Consider the following 20,869-nt stretch of genomic DNA (forward strand, 5'->3'; position numbering starts at 1 on the left):
CAACTCGCTGCCACGAGCCTTCTAAAATATCCCGTGAATATCACCGGTCATGGTATCTCGGTCAGGCATTTGGCTCCAAACGGAATTCTGAAACCAAGAAGCAGCCGTTAAGATTGATTTGCGTGTTCTGCCCTAGTTGATTCAAGCAGCCGTTGATGGCGCGATGCGGGTCGATGCCAGCCTACACGAAGCACCAAACAGGTCGCCTGGCTCTATATTCAAGTATGCAGTAAGCGCCAGAATACTCGCCGGTCCCTCGACCAATCTTTGGTTATCGGCAGTAACAACGCCTAACAACAGCAGCTCGTCAGCCCCATAGCAGTTTAGCAGGCAGCGAGAGAGTCTTTTAAGCCCCCGAGTTTTCACACCCCCGCACCTTTCCACCTTCCGAGGCAGCGCGTCGGGTACGGAAAAGCCGGCCCCGGCCAGAAGTATCTTCATCCGCTGACCGAGAGTCTTTATTCCGCCGGGAATTGGTGCGGGCTTGTTCTCCAAGATCCATTTGGCGAGTTGAGAAACTCGGCACAAAAGGGCGGTCTGCAGAAGCCAGTCTGATATCGCGGGAATCGTGCGACTTGAAAGAACAGATGGTGGGCCATCTTCACGCCCCGTCCACTCGATGAGTTGCTCTTCATGTATAGGGCACACGAAGACGAGGGGGGAGAGATGTATGTTTCTCCAATAGGCAAACCCGAGTCTAGACTCGTCATCACTCACGCACTGAGCGCAGAAGCGCCTGCGATGGACGCCGAGATAGAGACGGCCAGGAAAGCGATTACCATGCAGCATAAAATCCCTGAGTGACTGCGCCTCCTGCGGATCCAAGAACGCGGCCGTGAGTGGGAATAGCGAATTGTCATCCACTATGTCGTCCGCGTCGAAGCTCGGGCTGTCTGAGAGATTGTTTAAGGTCGAATTGATTCTTGAAGGCAGGCCTGCGCGGTTAGCTTGGTAGCAATGAGCGAACTTGGCCCGGCGATCGAATAATCCAGCTACTCTCGATTGGTAGCCCTCGAACGACTCATCATCCTCCAGTGGCGGCGCGAATCCGATCAAAGCAGCCTCTGAGCCAGTTATCCATATGTGGTGCACTCGCACGATTATTATAACAAGATGTAGCGACAGGATACAATCTGTCCGGAGACTCAGAACTCAATTCCCCAAATTCGCAAGGCATTGGAAAGTGGGACTTGCCCCTCTCAACTCAATTACGCGCGCACGACTCAATTACTTTGTGCCACCTGGGCCGGCGAGATCGATGTCGTTGCGCCGGCCGACCTGATCGCGCTGATCAATCATCTGAAGGGCACGCAGGTGCTGAGGCCGCCGGAACCGAAGATGGCGGCGCTGAATGAACGCGAATTGGACCTGAAGGACATCAAGGGCCAGGAGACCGCGAAGCGCGCGCTCGAAGTCGCGGCGGCCGGCGGGCACAATCTCCTGATGATCGGGCCGCCGGGGTCCGGCAAGTCGATGCTGGCCGCGCGGCTGCCCGGCATCCTGCCACCGCTCGATCCAGCGGAAGCGCTGGAGGTTTCGATGATCCACAGCCTCGCGGGATCCTTGAGCGAAGGGCGATTGATCCGCAAGCGACCGTTCCGCGACCCGCATCATTCGGCTTCGCTGCCAGCGCTGGTCGGCGGTGGCCTCCGAGCACGGCCGGGCGAAGTCAGCCTCGCGCATCTCGGCGTCCTCTTCCTCGACGAATTGCCGGAGTTCCACGGTATTAGGTAGCAAAGTTCGGAAAGGCCCGGGGTCTCACGTGATCCCATAGACTCCCATAAACACCCGTGTAGTCCCGTGTAGCCTTATGTCGCCTTGTGTCGTGTTGTGTCGCATCCTGTCGACAACTCCCCGCAGAAAACCGCGATTATTGCCCGTGTGTGTCGTAACCCGGGTGTTGACGGAAATTTTTGCCGGGTCTATTAGTGGTGGATTGCCACACCGTTAACGTGGAGTCTCACCATGGCGGTTACCTACGCTGACGAAGCCTACATCCGCACTACGCGGGAACGGATTGCCAAGTACCGGCAGGACGCGGCCAGCGCCACGGCCGTGGCCGACGCTCTGGAGGAGAATCTGAGCGAGTACATCCGGTCGCATCAGCCGTTTGCCAAGCCAGCGCCCGAGGCCCCGGCGGCGACCAGCAATACAGTCACCTTCGCCGGGGGCGGCACCGCGCATCACGTCGTGCCCGGCGGCACGGTCGCGATTCGCACGCCAGAGGAGGGCGGCCGGATCGCGATGTTGATGGACGCCATCCGATTGAATCCGAAGGGTTACACGACCGACGACTTGGTGGACATGGCCGGTAAATGGGGCATGGCGGTTCGGCGGGAAACGCTTCGCAGTCAGCTCTGGAACAAGAGAAAGGACGGCAAGCTCGGCAAGCGCAAGGACCGCTGGATTGCCAAGAACGAAGAGCCGAACGCGCAAACGTCCGGCTCTTCGCATTGAACTAGGGGGTGCACAGTGCAGGGCAGGCCTTCCCAGTCCACGCCCGGCGGGTGCAAGTCCCGCTACCTCCACCAGTATCCGGCCCCTTCCATCAGGGCACGGAGCCAACGGATAAGCCGGTTCACCCCGGCCCCGTTGGTGCAGACCACCCCATTTCCCAGTGCTGGACGGCACGCAGAGAACGGAGGTGCGCCATGTGGTACATGGCCCGGACATTAGCCTAGACTAATCACCGGGCTGTGGGGTCGGTCGCGAGATCGGCCCCACGGCTCGGGGATTATGCCACTGCGGTATAAGCGTTTCTAGCCAAATTGGGCCTAGACCCGCTTGCCTATGCCAGAGGCCGCGCCATCGGCGCTCCACATAAGCACCATACCGGCCGCTTCAAGCGCCCGCGCCATCGCCTCCAGGTTGTTGGCAATGGGCGTCCTGCGGCCTTTTTCAAAGTCCCTGACGGTACTTAGCGACACCTTTGCCCGCGTCGCCAAGTCCTGTTGGGACCAGTCGAGCCACCCTCGGGCGGCTCGACTCTGCTCCGGTGACAACATGCCTGATAAATACGGACCAAAACTATTTTCGTCAAGACCAACGGAAATCGTTGACAGCAACGGTATCCGTTATTATGTACTACCTCAACGATATTCGTTGGGGTCAGATGTCTCAGCACTTCCTCCTCTCAGCCAAAGCCCGGTCGCTCAGCTTGAGCGCCGTCGCCCGGCTGTCCGACGAGGAAGCCCTGGAAACCTTCAAGGCGATCCGCTGGGCGCCTAACGACGGCAAGCCCTATTGCTCCAAGTGCGGTGGTCTCGCGCCGTATGCCCGAAAGGCCAAGCCGCTGTGGGAGTGCCGCGAGTGCGGCCACGTCTTTAGCGTCACGTCCGGCACCCTCTTTGCCTCCCGCAAACTCCCCATTCGCGACTATCTGCTGGCAATCGCCATCTTCGTGAACGGTGCCAAGGGCCACAGCGCCTTGCAGCTCAGCCGCGATCTGGATTGCCAGTACAAGACGGCTTTCGTCATGGCGCACAAGATCCGCGAAGCCATGGCGGCTGAAGGCGTGGAGCGGGTCGGCGGTGAGGGCAAGACCGTCGAAATCGACGGCGGTTACTTCGGCGGCTACGTGAAGCCTGCCAATCACAAAGAGAACCGCCGCGATCTCCGCAAGGCAAAGAACCAGACCGGCAAGCGCCAGGTTGTCGTTGTAATGCGTGAGCGGGAAGGCCGCTCCAAGACGGCGATTTTCAAGACTGAAGCGAAGTCCATTCCGGCGATCCCGCAGCACGTGGCCGAAGGCTCCGAGATCCATGCTGACGAGGCGTCGCACTGGGACATTCTCCAGGCCCGTTTACCCGTCAAGCGCATCAACCATTCGCAGAGCTACAGCGACGGCGAAGGCGAAGGCTGCACCAATCAGGCCGAAAGCTTCTTCTCGCGGCTGCGCCGGGCCGAGATTGGCGTTCATCATCACGTCGCCGGCCCATACCTCGCGGCTTATGCCTCGGAAATGGCGTGGCGCGAAGATCACCGCCGCATCGCCAATGGCGAGCAATTCCGCATGACCATCAACTCGGCACTCAAGCAACCCAAGAGCCGCCTGTGGTGCGGTTACTGGCAGAGGAAGGCATAAATGGAAAACGACAACGTAGTGAGCGGCATGGTCCGCAAGCGGCAAGAGATCGCGGGCAAAATCGAAGATGCGCAGTTAGTCCTGCGTCAACTAATTATCGACCTGGACAATCTGGACTGCGCCATCCGGCTATTTCGCCCCGACATCGATCTAGAGGAGATCCGGCCTTCGCCGCTCCCGCCCCGACATAGCGCCTTCAAGGGCGAAATGTCCCGGATCATCCTAGCGGCACTCCGCAATGCCGGGCGGCCGATGCACTCGCAGGAGATAACCCATTTCGTGATGGCGGAGCGCGGCCTAAATGTGTCCGATAAGAGGCTGGTCCGCACAATCCAGAAGCGGATCGGGGCCTGCCTCAAGCATTATAGGAACCGCGGAGTCCTTGAGGGGACTAAGGGGCCGGGGAGCTTCATTTTGTGGAGGGTGAAGTGACGCGTTACTCATTGGCCGCAAAATAGGTCCGCCCCCACCTAGGCATGAAAATGGAGGTTTTAATCCCCGCGCGGATGCGTCCAAACAACGCTTCTTCGCAGTCCTCTTTCTGGATATAAACCCAGCCGCCCACGAGTTTAGCTATTCTATCAGAGTGAGCTTGAGCGGCCTTTGCATACAGGATGTAACTTGGCCACTTAATGAACGGATGCTCCCCTGCTTGAATCACGCACGTGGGGTCGTGGTGGACCCCGTCCCGAATGCTGCAAATCGGCAGCAATAGATGCTGATTGTCTTTGCATCTATCTGTTACGACAACAAATAGATGCTTCCCGTCCTCGTTAGTTGCAGTCCCGGATGGAACTAGGAACGTGTTTCTTTTTGCAACAACGATACTCACTGAGCGCGCGCGATTGCGGCGTCTAAGTTTCGCAGAGATTCAATCTCATGGGCGGTATCTGAGGCGTGGGGCTTGCCTAGGTAGCGCAAGATTCTTTGATAGGGGATAGGGCTAGATGATCCGTGCGGATCTTCCCATTCCGGGCAATTATCGTGAGTGTATTTGACCAGCGCAAAGCGATCCATGCGGCCAAACTGGCCCCATACTTCCCCGAGCACTTCGATTTCGGCATCGCTCAGCTCGTCGAGATCGTCTTCCGTGATTTGCGCATTGCGCAAACCAACCAAGTGTTCTTCTCGGTCTGAAATCAAAGAGTCCCAGTCTTCGTTGTCGCCGTATTCACCATTCACGAAATTGAGCGTGTCTGAAGGAACCGGCCCCTGAGGCATCGACACTAAGCGATCCCACAGCATCGGGAAGTCGTACTTTCCGATAAAGGTACGCTCTGCGAGATAAACTAGCTTGATAAGCTTGAGAACATTGATCGTGCCGCCGCTTCGCTGCGCGAAGTACGCGACCACTTGTGCCGCTTTGCGGACGTTGTACCCAGGGATAGGGGCCACCGAGTCACTCCGTCGATTTGATTCGCATTCTATTCCAGGCACTTAGTATGCTCAAAGGACTCTTGACAAAGCATAAATGCCCGCTGGATCAATAAGTTGCGACAAGTCAAATAGCAAAATCCGCCAACACTGTGGCAATCTAGCAACATTCCGAGAGTGGAACAAGCGCAGAACACGCACCCCTACTATTCCGGTATTAGGTAGCAAACACACCTAACCGATAAATTCCGGGATGCGGGCTGGATTATCGCCGGAATCAAACTCACGACTCCCCTTACCGCGCGCCTCTCGGGAGTCGGCGACTCGACATAAACGCCCCCAACTTGTGAGTCGCGCCGGATCGGTGCAGGGTCCGGCGGGGCCTTTCCGAACTTTGCTACCTAATACCGGAGTTCCAGCGCCAGACCCTGGAATCCCTGCGCCAGCCGATGGAGACCGGCCGGGTCACCATCGCGCGGGCCAATGCGCATGTGACCTATCCGGCGCGGGTGCAGCTGGTGGCGGCGATGAATCCCTGCCGCTGCGGGCATCTTGACGATGCGGCGCTGGCCTGCGGCAAGGCCCCGCGCTGCGCGATGGACTACCAGTCGCGGATCTCCGGGCCGTTGTTCGATCGGATCGACCTCCATGTCGATGTGCCGGCGGTCGCGGCCGCCGATCTCTCGCTGCCGCCGCCGGCGGAAGGCAGCGCCGAGGTCGCGGCGCGGGTCGCCAAGGCCCGCGCGATCCAAGGCGCGCGTTACCAGGATCGCGGCATCCGCATCAATGCCGAAGCCGACGGCGAATTGCTGGACCAGGTCGCGACGCCGGAGCCGGACGGGTTGAAGCTGCTCACGCAAGCCGTAGAGCGATTCAAGCTCTCCGCGCGCGGCTATCACCGCGTTCTCCGCGTTGCCAGAACGCTCGCCGATCTCGAAGCCAGCGCGCCAGTGAAGCGGGTGCATGTGGCGGAGGCGCTCTCCTATCGTCGGATCGCGCCGGGGCGGTGACGACCGCTATCGTTCGCGTCCGCTGCGGCCGGCGGTGACGGAAGCGAGCGCGTCGGCGAGCGCGCTTTCGTCGTAGGGTTTCTGCAACAGCATCGCGCCCTGCAGCGCACCGCTGCGGTTGGGGACGCGGTCATAGCCGGAGGCGAAGATGACGCCGAGGCCGGGCTGGCGCTCCACGGCCACGGCGGCGAGCGCGTCGCCGGAGAGGCCGGGCAAGGAGAGATCGGTCAGCATCACGTCGAAGCGATCCTGCTCCAGCAGGCCGAGTGCCGCCGGGCCGTCCTCGGCCTCGGTCACGGCATGGCCGAGATCCATCAGCATCTCGGCGGTGGACATGCGGATGAGCGCGTCATCCTCGACCAAAAGGACCCGCAGCAATCGCGGCCGCTGTTGCGGCGGCTCCTCGCGCCGCTGCGCGGTCGCGGCCGCGCGCTCGCTGCTGATCCGGCGCTGCTGCTGATTGCGCAACACATGCCGGAGCTTCCGTGCCAGGGCCTCGCGGGTATAGGGCTTGCTGAGGAGATCGACGCCTTCGTCGAGCCGGCCGCCATGGACGATGGCGTTCTCAGTATAGCCCGAGGTGAACAGCACGGCGAGGTTCGGCAGCCGCTCCCGGGCCTTGCGCGCGAGCTCGGGGCTGCGCAGCGGGCCCGGCATCACCACGTCGGTGAACAGCATGTCGATCGCGACACCGCTCTCGATAATGGCGAGCGCGCTCTGGGCGTCCTTGGCCTTCAGGACGCGATAGCCGAGATCGCCCAGCATGTCGATCACGGTGCCGCGCACGTCCTCGTCGTCCTCGACCACCAGCACGGTCTCGGTGCCGCCGGTCGCCGGGCCGGCGTCGAACGCGATCTCGACATCCTCTTCCTCGCGCGAGCGCGGCAGATAGAGGCGGATGGTGGTGCCCTGACCGGGCTCGCTGTAGATCTTCACATGGCCGCCGGACTGCTTCACGAAGCCGTAGACCATGGAGAGGCCGAGTCCGGTGCCGTGGCCTTCCGGCTTGGTGGTGAAGAACGGCTCGAAGGCGCGATCGAGAACTTCCGCCGACATGCCGGCGCCGTTGTCGCTGACCGCGACCATCACATACTGGCCGGGCAGCACCTCGTCATGGCGCGCGGTGTAGACCTCGTCGAGCGCGGCGTTGCAGGCCTCGATGGTGAGCCGGCCCTGGCCGGCCATGGCGTCGCGCGCGTTGATCGCGAGGTTGAGGATCGCGTTCTCGAGCTGCGCCTTGTCGACGAAGGTGTTCCATAGGCCGCCGGCAATGATGGTCTCGATCTCGATGCCTTCGCCCAGCGCCCGGCGCAGCATGTCGTCGATGCCGCGGACCAAGCGGCCGAGATTGACCGCCTTGGGCGCCAGCGGCTGGCGGCGGCCGAAGGCGAGGAGCTGCGAGGCCAGCTTCGAGCCGCGCGAGATCGCGGCGATCGCGGTCTGCAGGCGCTGCTCGGCGCGGAGATTCCCGGCGACGTCGCGCACCAGGAGCTGGAGATTGCCGCCGATCACCTGCAGCACGTTGTTGAAGTCATGCGCGACCCCACCGGTCAGCTTGCCGACCGCCTCCATCTTCTGCGCCTGTCGGAGCTGGGCCTCGGCCTCGGCGCGCTCGGCCATGGCCGCGGTCACGCGCTGCCCCAGGACCTCGTTGGTGCGCTGGAGGATGTGTTCGGCCTCCTTGCGCTCGCTGATGTCGACGATCGAGCCGATATATCCGAGAAAAGGACCGTCCTCGCCGACGCCGGCGAAGCGCGGCGCCGCGGTGCTCAACGCCCAGCGATAATTGCCGTCGTAGCGGCGCAGGCGGTTCTCGATCTGGAACGGCTCGCGCCGGGCGATGGCGGCGCGGAAGCGCTCGCGCGAGGCGGCGCGGTCGTCGGGATGGATGGCGTCCCAGGCGCCGTAGCCCAGGGAATCCTCCGGCGACTGGCCGGTGAACTCGCTCCAGAGCGAGTTGATGTAGTTGATCGACCCTTCGGTGTCGGTCATCCACATGATGACCGGCGCATGCTCGGCCATGTTGCGGAACCGGGCCTCGCTCTCGCGCAGCTCCGCGGTCGCCGCCTGGCGGACGCGGGCGAGCTCGAGATTGGCGTTCACCCGGGCGATCAGCTCGCGGGCGGAGAACGGCTTGGTGAGATAGTCGTCGGCACCCGCATCGAGGCCCTCGACCCGCGCCTCCTCGCCCGCCCGGGCCGAGAGCACGATCACCGGCAGGTCGCGCGAGTGCGGATCGTCGCGCAGGCTGCGCAACAGCTCGAAGCCGCCGAGCTTCGGCATCATCACGTCGGTCAGCACCAGGTCCGGCCGCTCGCGGCGGATCGCGTCCAGCGCCGCCGCCCCGTCCGCCACGGTCTCGACCTGCCAGCGCTGGCCGAGCAACCGCGCGATATAGGCCCGCATGTCGGCATTGTCGTCCGCCACCAGGATGCGGGCCGGCCCGGCCGACCCGGCATGGAGCGGCAGCGCCGCATCTTCGGCCCGGTCGGTCGGCACGGCGCCGACCTCGGACGCCGGCAGCCAGCGCAAGGCCTCCTCCACATAGGCGTCGGCGCGCAGCGAAGCCGTTGGACGCGGCTGCGCGGCGCCGATCCGCTCCGCGGGCAGATGCGCGGTGCCGAAGGGGACCGTGACCGTGAAGGCTGTGCCCTTGCCGACCGAGCTTTCGGCGCGGATCGCGCCGCCATGCAGCTTGACCAGCTCCTGAACCAAAGCGAGGCCGATGCCGGAGCCTTCGAAGGACCGGCTCTGCTGGCCCTCGACGCGGTGGAAGCGCTCGAACAGCCGCGGCAGCTCGGCCTCGGGCACGCCGACGCCGGTGTCCCGGATGGTGAGCTCGGCGGATTCTCCGCCCGGTGCCGCCCGCAGCGTCACCACGATTTCACCGTCGAAGGTGAACTTGAAGGCATTGGAGATCAGGTTGAGGACGATCTTCTCCCACATGTCGCGATCGACATGGACCGGCGCGGGCAAGGGCCTGCAGTCGATGCTGAGGGCGAGGCCGGCCTTTTCCGTCGCCGATTCGAAGTTGGAGGCGAGCTCCGCGGTCAATGCGGCGAGATCGACCGGTTCGTAATGCGCCTCGACCCTGCCGGCTTCGATGCGCGAGAAGTCGAGCAGCGAGTTCACCAGCTTCAGCAGGCGCAGGCTGTTGCGGTGCGCGGTCTCGAGCCGGTTGCGATGCAGCGGCAGCAGGGCATCGGCATCCCGGTCGTTCAACGCGTCCTCGATCGGCGCCAGCATCAGGGTGAGCGGCGTGCGGAACTCGTGGCTGACATTGGAGAAGAACGCGGTCTTGGCGCGGTCGATCTCCGCCAGCGCTTCGGCGCGGCGGCGTTCCTCCTCATAGGCCTGGGCGTTGGCGATGGCGCCGGCGATCTGCCCCGCGACCAGTCCGAGGAAGCTGCGATAGTTCTCGTTGAACAGCCGGAAGGGATTGAGCCCGACCACCAGCGCGCCGGCCCGGCCGGTCTCGCCGGCGGGGAGGATCGGCACCACGGCCGCCTGGCGCGCCGGCACCGACCAGGGCCCGGTCGGCAGCGCCAGCTCCTCCGAAAGATCGGCGACCAGCTTGGTTTCATGATCGCGCACTGCATCCGCGACCGGCCAGAGCGCTGCGGCGTAGCCGGAGTCGATGCCGGTGGTCGCGGCGAGCCGGAACCCCTCGGGCTCGGGCTCGGACATGTAGATCAGGGCGAAGGGAATATCGCGGGCATCGGTGGCGAGAGCCGCGGCGCTGCGGGTGCAGGCTTCGACCCAAGTGCGGGCATGGGTCGCGTCGGCGGCGAGATCGCGGAGCAGGGCCATCTGTCGCTCGCCGATCACCCGCTGGGTGTCGTCGGTATTGGCGCAGATTATGCCGCCGACCGTGCCGTCGTCGTTCGGCACCGGGCTGTAGGAGAAGGTGTAATAGGTCTCTTCCGGATAGCCGTTGCGCTCCATGATCAGGAGCTCGGCTTCGGAATAGGTGCCCTGGCTGCCCGACATCGCGGTTTCCAGGAGCGGGCTGATCTGGGGCCAGATCTCGCGCCAGACTTCGGCGGTCGGGCGGCCGAGCGCCCAGGGATGCCGGCCGCCGATGATCGACTTGTAGGGATCGTTGTAGAAATAGATCAGCTCCGGCCCCCAGCCGATCCAGATCGGCTGGCGCGAGGCGAGCATGATCCGCAAGGCGGTCTGCAGGTTGCGTGGCCAGGTTTCCGGCGCGCCCAGCGGCGTCGCCGACCAGTCATGGGCCCGCATGAGCGCGCCCATCTCCCCACCGCCCGACAGGAATCCCGGGGTGTTAGAGATCGGCGACGGGGCGCGCTTCTCCTGCAACGTCATCGAATCTTTGGCCCCCTTTTCGACCCCGGGAACAACACGCCGGAACGAAGCGGGGTTCCCCCGCGAGGCCTATGCCCGCCGCCGCAGCACCGGGGCGGCGACGCTCTGGCGGCGGTCGTCCCGCGGGCGGCAATTGAATTGACGCCGATAAAGCCGGCAGAAGTGCTCCAAGGAGTTAAAACCTGCACCCACCGCAATCTCGGTCACCGAAAGGTCGGTTTGCTGCAAGAGCGCATGGGCGCGTGACAGCCGCAGGCGCTGATAATGCCGGACCGGTGTGGTCTCCAGCTCGCGGGCAAAGATCCGCTGCAATTGCCGCGTGGTGACGCCGACCCGCCGGGCGATGCTGCTGCAGGGGATCGGCTCCTCGATGCTCTTCTCCATCAGGGCGAGGGCGCGTTCCAGCACCGGGTCCGCGGCCTGGCGCGCCTTGACGCCGGGAGCCGGCTGGCTGTCCTCGCCCTTGCGCCAGCCGGGCAGCATCAAGTGCGCGGCGATCTCGCCGGCCAGGTCCGCGCCGTGCTCCGCGGCGATGCCCTGCAGCATCATGTCGAAGATCGCGCTGTGCCCGGCGCAGGTGAGGCGGCCGGGCGACACGGTGTAGAGCTCGGCCACGGCGCGGCATTGCGGATGGGATTCGGCGAAGCCCTGCAGGTTGTCCCAATGCACCGCCACCTTGCGGCCGTCGAGCAGTCCGGCCGCCGCCGCCACTTCCGACGCCGTCTCGATCGCGGCGATGGTGGCGCCATGGCGCGCGACCCGCCGCAGCCAGGCCTTCAAGCCGCGGTCGCGGGTGAGACGCTTCACGTCGAAGCTGGCCAGGACATAGAGCGCGTCGAACTCGGCGCCGTCGGCAATCGCCGCATCGGCGGGCACGGCAATCTCGCTGGACGTGCGCGCCGGCTTGCCGTCGAGCGAGATCGTGCGCCAGCGATAGAGCGGCCGCCCGGCCAGCCAGTTGGCGACGAAGAGCGGCTCGACCACGGCGCCCAGGGCCACATGCGCGAAGCTTGGCAGCAGCAGGATGCCGACCTGCTTCGGCTTTTGCGCCATCGGGCTTCCTGATCTTTTACGACAGAGGATTGGCGTTTTCGATCAAGTCAACTTGTCGCACCGTCGTAGCGTTCGGTCAAGCGGATGCGCCCGCCTTGAAGGAACACGGGACCATGATTCAACAAAAGTCGCTGGACTGGATCGAAGCCGCGCCGGAGCGGTCGCTGACCCTGCCGGCCCGTTATTTCTACGACCCCAAGGTGTTCGAGGCGGAGCGCGAGCGGATCTTCTATCCGGCCTGGCATTGCGTCGCGCATGTGAGCGAACTGGCCGAGCCCGGCCGCTTCGTCACCTTCGACATCCTCGACCAGTCGGTGATCGTCAGCAATCACGACGGCGAGCTGCATGCCTTCTACAATGCCTGCCAGCACCGCGGGAACCGGCTGGTCAACGAACGCCGCGGCCAGGCCGGCCCGGTGTTTCGCTGCGGCTATCACTCCTGGTGCTATGACCGGTCCGGCGGGTTGCGCAACGCGCCGCGCACCGAACGCCTACCAGATTTCGACAAGAAGCTGTATGGGTTGAAGCCGGTGAAGATCGAGGTCATGGGCTGCTTCGTCTTCATCAACATGGACCCCGACGCGGCACCGCTTGCCAGCATCTCGGCCGGCGCCGAGGCGAAGATGGCGCAATACCTGCCCGATCTCGCGAATATGAAGCTGATCTCCGAAGTCGATGTGGTCGTGCCGTCGAACTGGAAGGTGATCATGGACAACTCGATCGAGGGCTATCACTTCGGCCTCTCGGGTCCGGTCCACAAGGAGCTGGCGGCGCTCATCGACTTCAAGCAATACGCGCTGGAGGCCCATGACAAATGGTGGACCTATATCGGCCCGCCGAAGGACAATGTCGCCTCGGCCTATGGCGTGCCGCTGGAGGGCGCCACCTGGCAGACCGACTGGTTCTTCAACATCGGCATCTGGCCGAACACGACCTTCTATTGCTTCCCCTTCGCCGATATCTGCGGAACCTTCCTGATGATTCCGCTGGAGCCGGAGAAGTCGCTGCTCCGCTTCGGCTATTACGGGCCGGCGCAGCGCGAAATGCCGGCGGTGACCCGGTCCTGCATCGAATGGATGAACCAGAAGCTCGGGCCGGAAGACATCGAGCTCAATGTCACCAACCAGAGGGGCCTCAAGTCCTTCGGCTACAACCAGGGCCGCTACCTGATCGATGCCGAGCGCAGCAATGAGAGCGAGCATCTGGTGCACCACTTCCACCGCCTGGTGCACCAGGCGGTGAAGCCGGCATTGCTGGCGGCGCAATAGGTCCATGAAAGCCTTCGACTACATCATCGTCGGCGCCGGTTCGGCGGGCAGCGTGCTGGCCGCGCGGCTGACCGAGGATGCCGATGTTCGCGTGCTGCTGCTGGAGGCCGGGCCGGAGGCAAAGGCCTGGGAGATCGACATGCCGTCGGGTCTGGGCCGCCTTCTGGCAAGCGACCGCTTCAACTGGGCCTATGTCGGCGATCCCGAGCCCTATCTCGACAACCGGCGGCTCAGCCACCCGCGGGGCCGCGTGCTCGGCGGCTCCTCCTCCATCAACGGTATGATGTATGTCCGCGGCCATGCGCGCGACTACGACGGCTGGGCGCAGAGCGGGAACAGGGGTTGGCGCTATGCCGACCTGCTGCCTTACTTCAAGCGGGCAGAGCGTCACCAGGACGGCGCCAGCGAATATCACGGCGGCGACGGGCCGCTGCGCGTGACCTCACCGAATGGACAGGCGGCTCCCCTGGGCCAGGCCTTCATCACGGCGGGACAGCAGGCCGGCTATCCCTTCACGCCGGATTGCAACGGCGCGCAGCAGGAAGGCTTCGGGCCCACCGACCGCACCACCCATGCCGGCAAGCGCTGGAGCACCGCGCGCGGGTACCTCGATCCGGTGCGCGACCGGGCGAACCTCACCATTGTCACGCGGGCCCTGGCGCTGGAGGTGCTGTTCGAGGGCCGGCGCGCGACCGGTGTCGCCTATGCGGTGAACGGCGCGCGGCAGACGGCGCGCGCCGAACGCGAGCTCATTCTCTGCGGCGGCGCGATCAACTCGCCGCAGCTGCTGCAGCTCTCCGGTGTCGGCGATCCCGCCTTGCTGCAGCGCCTGGGCGTGAAGATCAGGCAGGCTTTGCCGGGTGTCGGCGCCAATTTGAGCGACCATCCCGACATCGTCGTGCAATACGCCTGCAAGCAGCCGGTGACCTTGGCGAAGAAGGCCCGGGCGCCCGGGAAATTCCTGACCGGAGCGCAATGGTTCCTGTCGAAGTCGGGACCGGCGGCGAGCAACCACTTCGAGGCGGGCGGCTTCATTCGGAGTCGGGCCGGGATCGAGCATCCGGATCTGCAATTCACCTTCATGCCGCTGGCGGTGATGCCGGGCACGGTCGAGACCAGGCCTGAGCATAGCTTCCAGGTGCATATCGACCTGTTGCGGCCGGAAAGCCTCGGCCGGGTCGAAGCGCAGAGCGTCGATCCCCGCAAGCCGCCCTCGATCCTGTTCAATTACCTGAAGAGCCAGCGCGACCGCGACGACTTCCGCCGGTCGGTGGCGCTGATCCGCGAGATCCTGGCCCAGGCGGCGCTCGATCCCTATCGCGGCGACGAGCTCTTTCCCGGGCCGGATGTGAAGAGCGACCAGGCCGTCGATGCCTGGGTGCGGCAGGCGGTCGAGACCTGCTATCATCCGGTCGGCACCTGCAAGATGGGGCGCGATACCGACGCAACCGCCGTGGTCGATGACGCGCTCCGGGTGCATGGGGTGGAGGGATTGCGGGTGGTGGATGCCTCGATCATGCCGGCGATCGTCAGCGGCAACACCAATGCGCCGACCATCATGATCGCCGAGAAGGCGTCGGACATGATTCGCGGGAGACCGGCCTTGACGCCGAGCGAGGCGCCGGTCTGGATTCACCCGCAATGGGAAACGTCACAGCGTTAGGGAGCACCAACCGATGACCGTGATGCTGCGCAACGACGATATGCTGTCGGATGCCGAGATCCAGGCGGCGCGGGTCGATCTCGCCGCCAGCTTCCGCTGGTTCGCGCGGCTCGGGATGCATGAGGCCGTCGCCAACCACCTCTCGGTCGCGGTCTCCAAGGACGGATCGAAGTTCCTGATGAATCCGCGCGGCCGGCATTTCTCGCGCATCAAGGCGAGCGAACTCCTGCTGCTGGATTCCAGCGACCAGGCAACCTTGAAGCGCTCCGATGCGCCGGATCCCACCGCCTGGTTCATCCACGGCCGGCTGCATGCGCTGCTGCCCGAGGCACGCTGCGTCATGCACCTCCACCCGACCTACACCACGGCGCTGGCGGGGCTCGAAGACAGCACGATGTATCCGATCGACCAGAACACGATGCGGTTCTACGACCGCATCGCCACCGATCCCGATTTCGGCGGCATGGCGCTGGCCAACGAGGAAGGCGACCGGCTGGCGGGCTTGATGGGCAAGAAGTCGATCCTGATGATGGGCAATCACGGGCTGACCGTCACGGCCCCGTCGATCGCCTTCGCCTTCGACGAGATGGTCTATTTCGAGCGCGCCGCGCAAACCCTGATGATCGCCTACTCCACCGGCAAGAAGCTGCGGCTCGCCTCGCATGAGGTGGCCAGCATCACCGCCAGGCAATGGCTCGACTATCCGCATCTCGCCGACGACCACCTCAACGAGGTGAAGGCGATCCTCGACGCCGAAGAGCCGGATTATCGGCAATAGATGTCGCTCGCGCGCTTCTCCCTCGACGGCAAGGTCGCGGTCGTCACCGGATCGGGGCGCGGCCTGGGGCGCGCGATCGCCAAGGGCATGGCCGAGGCCGGGGCCGCGGTTGTCACCACATCGCGGCATGGCGAGGAAGCGGAATCCGCGGCGGTGGAGATCCGCGCCGCCGGCGGCAAGGCGCTCTCCGTCGTCACTGACGTCGCCGATCCCGCGGCCTGCAAGGCGCTGGTGGCTAGGGCCGTTCAAGAGTTCGGGCGGCTGGACATCATGGCCTGCAATGCCGGGATCATCCTGACCAACCCGGCCGACCGGGCGACGCGGGCGGAGCTGGAGCAGACGCTCAGCATCAATGTCGGTGGCGCGCTCTATTGCGCGCAGGCGGCGGCGCAGCAGATGGAGAAACAGGACGGCGGGTCGATCGTGGTGACCTCGTCCAATGCCAGCCTGGTCGCCTTTCCCGATCTCCTCACCTACAACATCTCCAAGGGCGGCGTGGACCAGATGGTGAAGACCCTGGCGGTCGAATGGGCCCCGCGCAACATCCGGGTCAACGCCTTCAACCCCGGCTATCTCGAGCATTCGATGTCGCGCTCGGAAGGCTATGACCGCGATCCCGAGACCGAGGCCGCGATCCTGCGGATGACGCCGATGGGGCGACGCGGCCGGGTCGAAGAGGTGGTCGGTGTCGCGATCTTCCTCGCCTCGGATGCCGCCTCCTTCATCACCGGCACGGTGCTGCCGGTCGATGGCGGCTGGTGCGCGCTCTGACATGAACCCGGCTGCCGCGCCTTCTCGAGGATGGTCGACCGCGGCTTCGGCCGGCGTCGCCTTGGTCGGCGCCTTCTGGGGCATCTACTGGCTGCCGCTGCGCGAGCTGCAGGCGCTGGGCTTCACCGGCGAATGGGTGACCGCCTGCCTCTTCATCGCCTGCCTGCCGGCCGTGCCGCTGCTGGGATACGTCGCCCGCGCCGAGCTTCGCGCGCATGGACGTTCGCTGATCGGGCTGGCGCTGGGCAACGGCGCCGCCTTCGCGCTCTACTGCAATGCCTACGCGCATACCAGCATCTTCAACGTGCTGTTCCTGTTCTATCTCTCGCCGGTCTGGAGCGTGCTGATCGCCAAGCTCTGGCTCCGCGAGCGGACCGGCGCGGTGCGCATGGGCTGCGTGGTGATCGGGCTGCTGGGGCTGACCGTCATGCTCTCGGCGGATGGCGGCTGGCCGATCCCGCGCAACATCGGCGACTGGATGTCGTTGTCCGCCGGCTTCATCTGGGCGCTGACCGCGATCCGCATCCGGCGCAACGAGCATATCGGCGTCGCGGCCAATGCCGTCGCCTTCTTCCTCGGCGGCCTGGGACCGGCGCTGCTGCTCGCCTTGGTCAGCGGCGGGGCGCCCGGCGGCGAGACGATCGCGACCGGCTGGCGCTGGCTGATCGGCGTCGCCTGGCTCGGCTGGGTGCCGGCGCAGCTGCTGTTGTTCTGGGGCGTGAAGCGGATCAGCCCGGTGCGCACCGGCATCCTGCTGATGACCGAACTGATCAGCGGCGCACTGACCGCCGCCTGGCTGAGCGGCGATCCGCTGACCTGGCACCAGGTGCTGGGCGGATTGATGATCGTGGCCGCCGGCCTGGGCGATATCCTGGCCAATCGAGAGACCGCCACGCCGCCGATCCCGATCCCGGTAGTGCCCGACTAGCGCCGAAACCCTGTGGAACCCCATTTTCTCGGGTTTGTTGTTTCGCCAAGGAGCCTAGACAGCCGGACCGAATCCATCGGTTGCCCGGGGCTTGTCGTGTGCCCTGATACAGGAATCGGAGGGACGTCATGATGAACAACGCCCGCTTCGAGAACGCGCTGACCGATGTCGCCAAGGTCTTCGCGGATCCCAAGGAGATTATCGGATCGGATGATCTGTCGCACCAGCAGAAGGTGAAGCTGCTGCGGCAATGGGAGTTCGACCTTCGGGAGAACCTCGTCGCTTCGGAAGAAAACATGACGGCGGAAACCACGCCGGAAGGTCACTCCGCCGAATTGCTGCGTGGCGTCCGCAAGGCGCTGCTGGCAATCGGCGCGGTCGACCATAAGGACGAGAGCGCAGCGCCGACCAAGACCGGCGGCGCCTGATATCCGTCAAGCAAAGAGCGGGGTCGCCCCACGGCGGCCCCGTTTCTTTTTGCCCGCGCGCCAGGGGAAGGAACTCCCGCTCCAAGCCCCGCATTACTGAGTCACATTTCACACCGGCAGAAGAGAGAGAAAACCATGGCCAACGAAACCGACGCCATCCGCGATGACATCGCCGCTTTGAAGAAGCAGCTCGCGGATCTGATGAAGCACACCAGCGCCGCCGCCCGCGCCAAGGCGGAGGACTTGAAGGACCTGCCCGAGCAAGCCGGCGAAACCTTGCGCGAGCAGGTTCGCGAGTCACCGCTGGCCAGCATCGCCATCGCCTTCATTGCCGGATCGATCGTCGGACGCATGATGCGCTGACGGAGCGATCGAAATGCTCGGGAGCATCCTCCGCCTCGCCATGCTGGCCGGAACCGGCGCCGGCATGGCGGAAGGCTTTCGCCGCGCGATGTTCAAGCTGGCCGTCCTGTTCGCGGCTGCAATGGCCATCGGTTTGATGGTCGCTGCAGCCATCGGCTATTTCGGCGTGGCGATATATCTGACGCTCAGCCCGGAGATCGGCCCGGTGCGTGCTGCGGCCGCGATGGGCGGCGGCCTGCTCGTACTCGCCGTCATTCTGGGCAGCGTCGCCCGCACCCTCTACCTGCGGCGGTCGCGCCGCAAGGTCTCACCGGCGGGACTGGGTGCGGCGGGGCTGGCTTCCGGCCTTGGTGGCCCACTCGGCGCGGCGGCGCTGGGCGCCTCCATGGGCGCAGGCCCGGGCCTGGATCTGCGCGGCACGCTGTCGCGCAACGCCGGGACCATTCTGCTCACGGCCTTCATCGCCGGCATGGTGATGAACAATCGGAAGTGAGCGCCGCGCCCTTTCACGTCTAAGCGGCGGCAACAGGCCCTCCTCCGCTAGCGGGGGAGGGCTTCTTCTCATGCGCGAAGGGCGTGCGGGGCTTCCTTGGCCTCGTTGCCCTTGAGTCGGGCCAGGGCCGCGTCCCAGCTGATCAGGTGGGTGAGGAAGGTATCGACGAAGCTGTCGCGGCGGTTCTGGTAGTCGAGGTAATAGGCGTGCTCCCAGACGTCGCAGCCGGTCAGGGTGATCTTGCCCTCGGCCATGGGGGACTGCGCATTGGCGGTGCTGACGAGCTGCAGGCGATCGCCCTCCGCGGTCAGCCAGACCCAGCCGCTGCCGAACTGCTCCATCGCGGTCTTCTTGAAGAGATCCTTGAAGGCGTCATAGCCGCCGAATGAAGTCTCCAGGAGATGCGCGAGCTCGCCGTCGGCAGGCTGGCCGCCGCCGCCATTCGGCGTCATCGATTCCCAGAAGAAGTCGTGATTCCAGACCTGACCGGCGTTGTTGAAGATCTTCTTCGGCCGCGCGCCGCGCTGGCCGTTCAAATCGCGCACCAGGTCGTGCAGGGTCTTCTTCTCCAGCGGCGTGTTGGCGACCAGCTCGTTCAGCTTGTCCACATAGGTCTTGTGATGCTTGCCGTGGTGGAACTGCAACGTCTTGGCCGACATGTGCGGCTCGAGCGCGTTCTCGGCATAGGGCAGCGGCTTCAGTTGAAAGGCCATGGCTTCACTCCATCTGGATGCATGTGCTCAACGGATAGGACGCTCAACGGATTGGGCGCTGGGGCTTGCGCGTCTCTGCGCGGCGTCGCGGGCGCGATGCGATCCCCTCTTGCTATGAGCAATGGCGGGCGCAAGCCATGGTTCCGCGACGGCAATTCGCCCCCGATTCACTGGGAATTATGCGGGGGTCGAAAGCGCAACCGACTCCGAAAGCGCGGGTTGATTGCTCAGAGCGCCAAAGACGCGCTCGTCTTTCCCATTCATAGACACTGTTCGGATGAAGGAGATCGCCATGAATAAGGATCAAGCGGCCGGTGGCTGGAAAGAGCTGAAGGGCAAGATCAAGCAGCAGTGGGGCAAGCTCACTGACGACGACCTCACCGTGCTGGAAGGCTCGGCGGACGAGCTCTCCGGCAAGATTCAGAAGCGCTACGGGATCGCGAAGGAAGAGGCCGAGAAGCAGGTCAAGACCTTCCGCGACACCAACAGCGACCTGGTCTCGCGCTGGTAATCGAGCCGCGCAGATCGGGCACAAAAGGAAGGGGCGCCTCGCGGCGCCCCTTCTGCTTTGTCGTCGTCGCTCGCCTTAGACAGTCGGCGGTGCGCGCCCGCGGATCAGGTAGATCAGGCTGCTGACCACGAACAGCACGACAAAGATGTAGAAGAGAATCTGCGCGATCCCCGCCGAGGCCACCGCCAGCCCGGTGAAACCGAGCAGGCCGGCGATCAGGGCGACGACCAGAAAGACCAAAGCCCATCCCAACATCACGTATCTCCTTCCGCTCGACGGCGCCAGAAAGCAGCGTCCGTCGCGTCAACGCCCCCACCGCGTGAGGGCGCGGCTTGACGCATGTGCCGTCCGCGGTCGCATGCGCGCGCCAATGACTCCAGAACACCCCGAATCGAGCCCGGTTCCGGGAAGACGCGCCAGCCCCGCCTCGTTCTGAGTTGACCGGCGGCGCGGCGGACGAACGGCAAGGAATGTGGCGTGAGTACACCCTTATTTATGAGGAATGCGGAAGGATACGCGGCAAGCCGCAAGCGCAGCGCACCGCAAGCGACACCGTTTCCATCTCACTGCGCTTCGCTGGCGCGAGACGGAGCAAACATGAATCGAGGTGCTCAAGCGAAGAAATACAGCAAGTCGTCGTATTACCCCGAAATCGCCTCAATCCCGCCGTACTTCGTTGGAACAATGTTCTCTTCTTCGCACACGATGATGGAGGCAGCCAAACGGGGCGGGTTGATCGCTTCGTCAGAGGCTCGCATAGTCGACCCACGCCACGCGTCGAATCGATTGTTCAGAGCAACGCAATCGGCGGCACGACGGCGGATCAAAAGACCGCACAACAACAAACTGACAAACGAGAGAAGGTGCGAGACGAGCGCTTCGGCCGCTCGGCTATGTCGCCGGCTACGACCGGTGGCTGGATCGCCAACTTCGTCGACGGCGTCCGAGAGGATGTGACGTCGACCTGACGAGTGAGTCGCTTGCGTCTGGAGTTCGAGACCCCGCCTTCGGGGAGGACGAATCAGGGCGGGGCGAAGCGGCTCAGCAAAGCAGCGCCGGGGAATTCGCCACGGCGTGTTGTGATGTCAAACGCGTCTGACTTC

Annotated in this window: 20 protein-coding genes and 2 pseudogenes; 15 read left to right on the forward strand and 7 right to left on the reverse strand. The window is 64.4% G+C overall.

Annotated features, from left to right (window positions below; genetic code table 11):
* Positions 1-141: 141 nt before the first annotated feature.
* On the reverse strand, positions 142-1,098 hold the full coding sequence (locus ACH2CY_RS02185) for a TniQ family protein (RefSeq protein WP_395015427.1): 957 nt from the start codon (positions 1,096-1,098) through the stop codon (positions 142-144).
* A gap of 138 nt (positions 1,099-1,236) precedes the next feature.
* Here ACH2CY_RS02185 and ACH2CY_RS02190 point away from each other — a divergent pair.
* Positions 1,237-1,719 (forward strand): annotated as a pseudogene (locus ACH2CY_RS02190) (ATP-binding protein); the annotation flags it as partial.
* Positions 1,720-1,965: 246 nt separating this feature from the next.
* A complete protein-coding gene (locus ACH2CY_RS02195) occupies positions 1,966-2,457 on the forward strand; it encodes a hypothetical protein (RefSeq protein WP_395015429.1) in 492 nt (163 codons plus the stop codon).
* Between the two features lie 317 nt (positions 2,458-2,774).
* Here ACH2CY_RS02195 and ACH2CY_RS02200 read toward each other — a convergent pair whose 3' ends face one another.
* Positions 2,775-3,005 (reverse strand): multiprotein-bridging factor 1 family protein, encoded by a 231-nt coding sequence (locus ACH2CY_RS02200; protein WP_395015886.1) that lies wholly within the window; start codon positions 3,003-3,005, stop codon positions 2,775-2,777.
* 107 nt (positions 3,006-3,112) lie between these two features.
* Here ACH2CY_RS02200 and ACH2CY_RS02205 point away from each other — a divergent pair, with 107 nt between their 5' ends.
* Positions 3,113-4,084: an IS1595 family transposase gene (locus ACH2CY_RS02205; protein ID WP_395015887.1), complete on the forward strand. Its 972-nt coding sequence runs from the start codon at positions 3,113-3,115 to the stop codon at positions 4,082-4,084.
* The gene (locus ACH2CY_RS02210; RefSeq protein ID WP_395015432.1) at positions 4,085-4,516 is read left to right on the forward strand and encodes a hypothetical protein; all 432 of its coding nucleotides are present in this window, start codon (positions 4,085-4,087) and stop codon (positions 4,514-4,516) included.
* 396 nt (positions 4,517-4,912) lie between these two features.
* Here the strand turns inward: ACH2CY_RS02210 and ACH2CY_RS02215 are convergent, their stop codons facing one another.
* Positions 4,913-5,479 carry a Panacea domain-containing protein gene (locus ACH2CY_RS02215; protein WP_395015435.1) on the reverse strand — a complete coding sequence of 189 codons (567 nt, stop codon included), beginning with the start codon at positions 5,477-5,479 and terminating at the stop codon, positions 4,913-4,915.
* Positions 5,480-5,862: 383 nt separating this feature from the next.
* On the opposite strand from ACH2CY_RS02215, the pseudogene ACH2CY_RS02220 reads away from it, so the two are divergent.
* Positions 5,863-6,468 (forward strand): annotated as a pseudogene (locus ACH2CY_RS02220) (ATP-binding protein); the annotation flags it as partial.
* Between the two features lie 6 nt (positions 6,469-6,474).
* Here ACH2CY_RS02220 and ACH2CY_RS02225 read toward each other — a convergent pair.
* Both ACH2CY_RS02225 and ACH2CY_RS02230 read right to left on the reverse strand, forming a co-directional pair.
* Entirely contained in the window at positions 6,475-10,797 is a 4,323-nt protein-coding gene (locus ACH2CY_RS02225) for a response regulator (RefSeq protein ID WP_395015436.1), read from the reverse strand.
* A gap of 69 nt (positions 10,798-10,866) precedes the next feature.
* Complete coding sequence (locus ACH2CY_RS02230; RefSeq protein ID WP_395015438.1) at positions 10,867-11,850, reverse strand: GlxA family transcriptional regulator; 984 nt, start codon at positions 11,848-11,850, stop codon at positions 10,867-10,869.
* A 113-nt stretch (positions 11,851-11,963) separates the two neighbouring features.
* Here ACH2CY_RS02230 and ACH2CY_RS02235 point away from each other — a divergent pair, with 113 nt between their 5' ends.
* The 8 genes from ACH2CY_RS02235 to ACH2CY_RS02270 all read left to right on the forward strand — a co-directional run bounded on the left by ACH2CY_RS02235 (position 11,964) and on the right by ACH2CY_RS02270 (position 18,542).
* Positions 11,964-13,118, forward strand: a complete 1,155-nt coding sequence (locus tag ACH2CY_RS02235; protein ID WP_395015441.1) for an aromatic ring-hydroxylating dioxygenase subunit alpha — start codon at positions 11,964-11,966, stop codon at positions 13,116-13,118.
* A gap of 4 nt (positions 13,119-13,122) precedes the next feature.
* The gene (locus ACH2CY_RS02240) at positions 13,123-14,781 is read left to right on the forward strand and encodes a choline dehydrogenase (RefSeq protein WP_395015443.1); all 1,659 of its coding nucleotides are present in this window, start codon (positions 13,123-13,125) and stop codon (positions 14,779-14,781) included.
* A 13-nt stretch (positions 14,782-14,794) separates the two neighbouring features.
* Positions 14,795-15,559 (forward strand): class II aldolase/adducin family protein, encoded by a 765-nt coding sequence (locus ACH2CY_RS02245; RefSeq protein ID WP_395015445.1) that lies wholly within the window; start codon positions 14,795-14,797, stop codon positions 15,557-15,559.
* Positions 15,560-16,330, forward strand: a complete 771-nt coding sequence (locus tag ACH2CY_RS02250) for an SDR family NAD(P)-dependent oxidoreductase (RefSeq protein WP_395015447.1) — start codon at positions 15,560-15,562, stop codon at positions 16,328-16,330. It begins immediately after the preceding gene.
* 1 nt (position 16,331) lies between these two features.
* On the forward strand, positions 16,332-17,258 hold the full coding sequence (locus tag ACH2CY_RS02255) for a DMT family transporter (protein ID WP_395015450.1): 927 nt from the start codon (positions 16,332-16,334) through the stop codon (positions 17,256-17,258).
* Positions 17,259-17,386: 128 nt separating this feature from the next.
* Positions 17,387-17,686 (forward strand): hypothetical protein, encoded by a 300-nt coding sequence (locus ACH2CY_RS02260; protein ID WP_395015453.1) that lies wholly within the window; start codon positions 17,387-17,389, stop codon positions 17,684-17,686.
* Between the two features lie 135 nt (positions 17,687-17,821).
* On the forward strand, positions 17,822-18,049 hold the full coding sequence (locus ACH2CY_RS02265) for a hypothetical protein (protein ID WP_395015455.1): 228 nt from the start codon (positions 17,822-17,824) through the stop codon (positions 18,047-18,049).
* Positions 18,050-18,062: 13 nt separating this feature from the next.
* The gene (locus tag ACH2CY_RS02270; RefSeq protein WP_395015457.1) at positions 18,063-18,542 is read left to right on the forward strand and encodes a hypothetical protein; all 480 of its coding nucleotides are present in this window, start codon (positions 18,063-18,065) and stop codon (positions 18,540-18,542) included.
* A gap of 68 nt (positions 18,543-18,610) precedes the next feature.
* Here ACH2CY_RS02270 and ACH2CY_RS02275 read toward each other — a convergent pair whose 3' ends face one another.
* Positions 18,611-19,255 carry a superoxide dismutase gene (locus tag ACH2CY_RS02275; RefSeq protein ID WP_395015459.1) on the reverse strand — a complete coding sequence of 215 codons (645 nt, stop codon included), beginning with the start codon at positions 19,253-19,255 and terminating at the stop codon, positions 18,611-18,613.
* A 292-nt stretch (positions 19,256-19,547) separates the two neighbouring features.
* Between ACH2CY_RS02275 and ACH2CY_RS02280 the strand changes: the two genes are divergently transcribed.
* Positions 19,548-19,766: a CsbD family protein gene (locus ACH2CY_RS02280; RefSeq protein ID WP_395015461.1), complete on the forward strand. Its 219-nt coding sequence runs from the start codon at positions 19,548-19,550 to the stop codon at positions 19,764-19,766.
* Between the two features lie 75 nt (positions 19,767-19,841).
* Here ACH2CY_RS02280 and ACH2CY_RS02285 read toward each other — a convergent pair whose 3' ends face one another.
* Entirely contained in the window at positions 19,842-20,021 is a 180-nt protein-coding gene (locus ACH2CY_RS02285) for a DUF1328 domain-containing protein (RefSeq protein WP_395015464.1), read from the reverse strand.
* A 182-nt stretch (positions 20,022-20,203) separates the two neighbouring features.
* On the opposite strand from ACH2CY_RS02285, the gene ACH2CY_RS02290 reads away from it, so the two are divergent.
* Positions 20,204-20,734: a hypothetical protein gene (locus ACH2CY_RS02290; RefSeq protein ID WP_395015466.1), complete on the forward strand. Its 531-nt coding sequence runs from the start codon at positions 20,204-20,206 to the stop codon at positions 20,732-20,734.
* Positions 20,735-20,869 lie beyond the last annotated feature (135 nt).

It is taken from the genome of Dongia sp., from assembly GCF_041905885.1.
GTDB lineage: Bacteria > Pseudomonadota > Alphaproteobacteria > Dongiales > Dongiaceae > Dongia.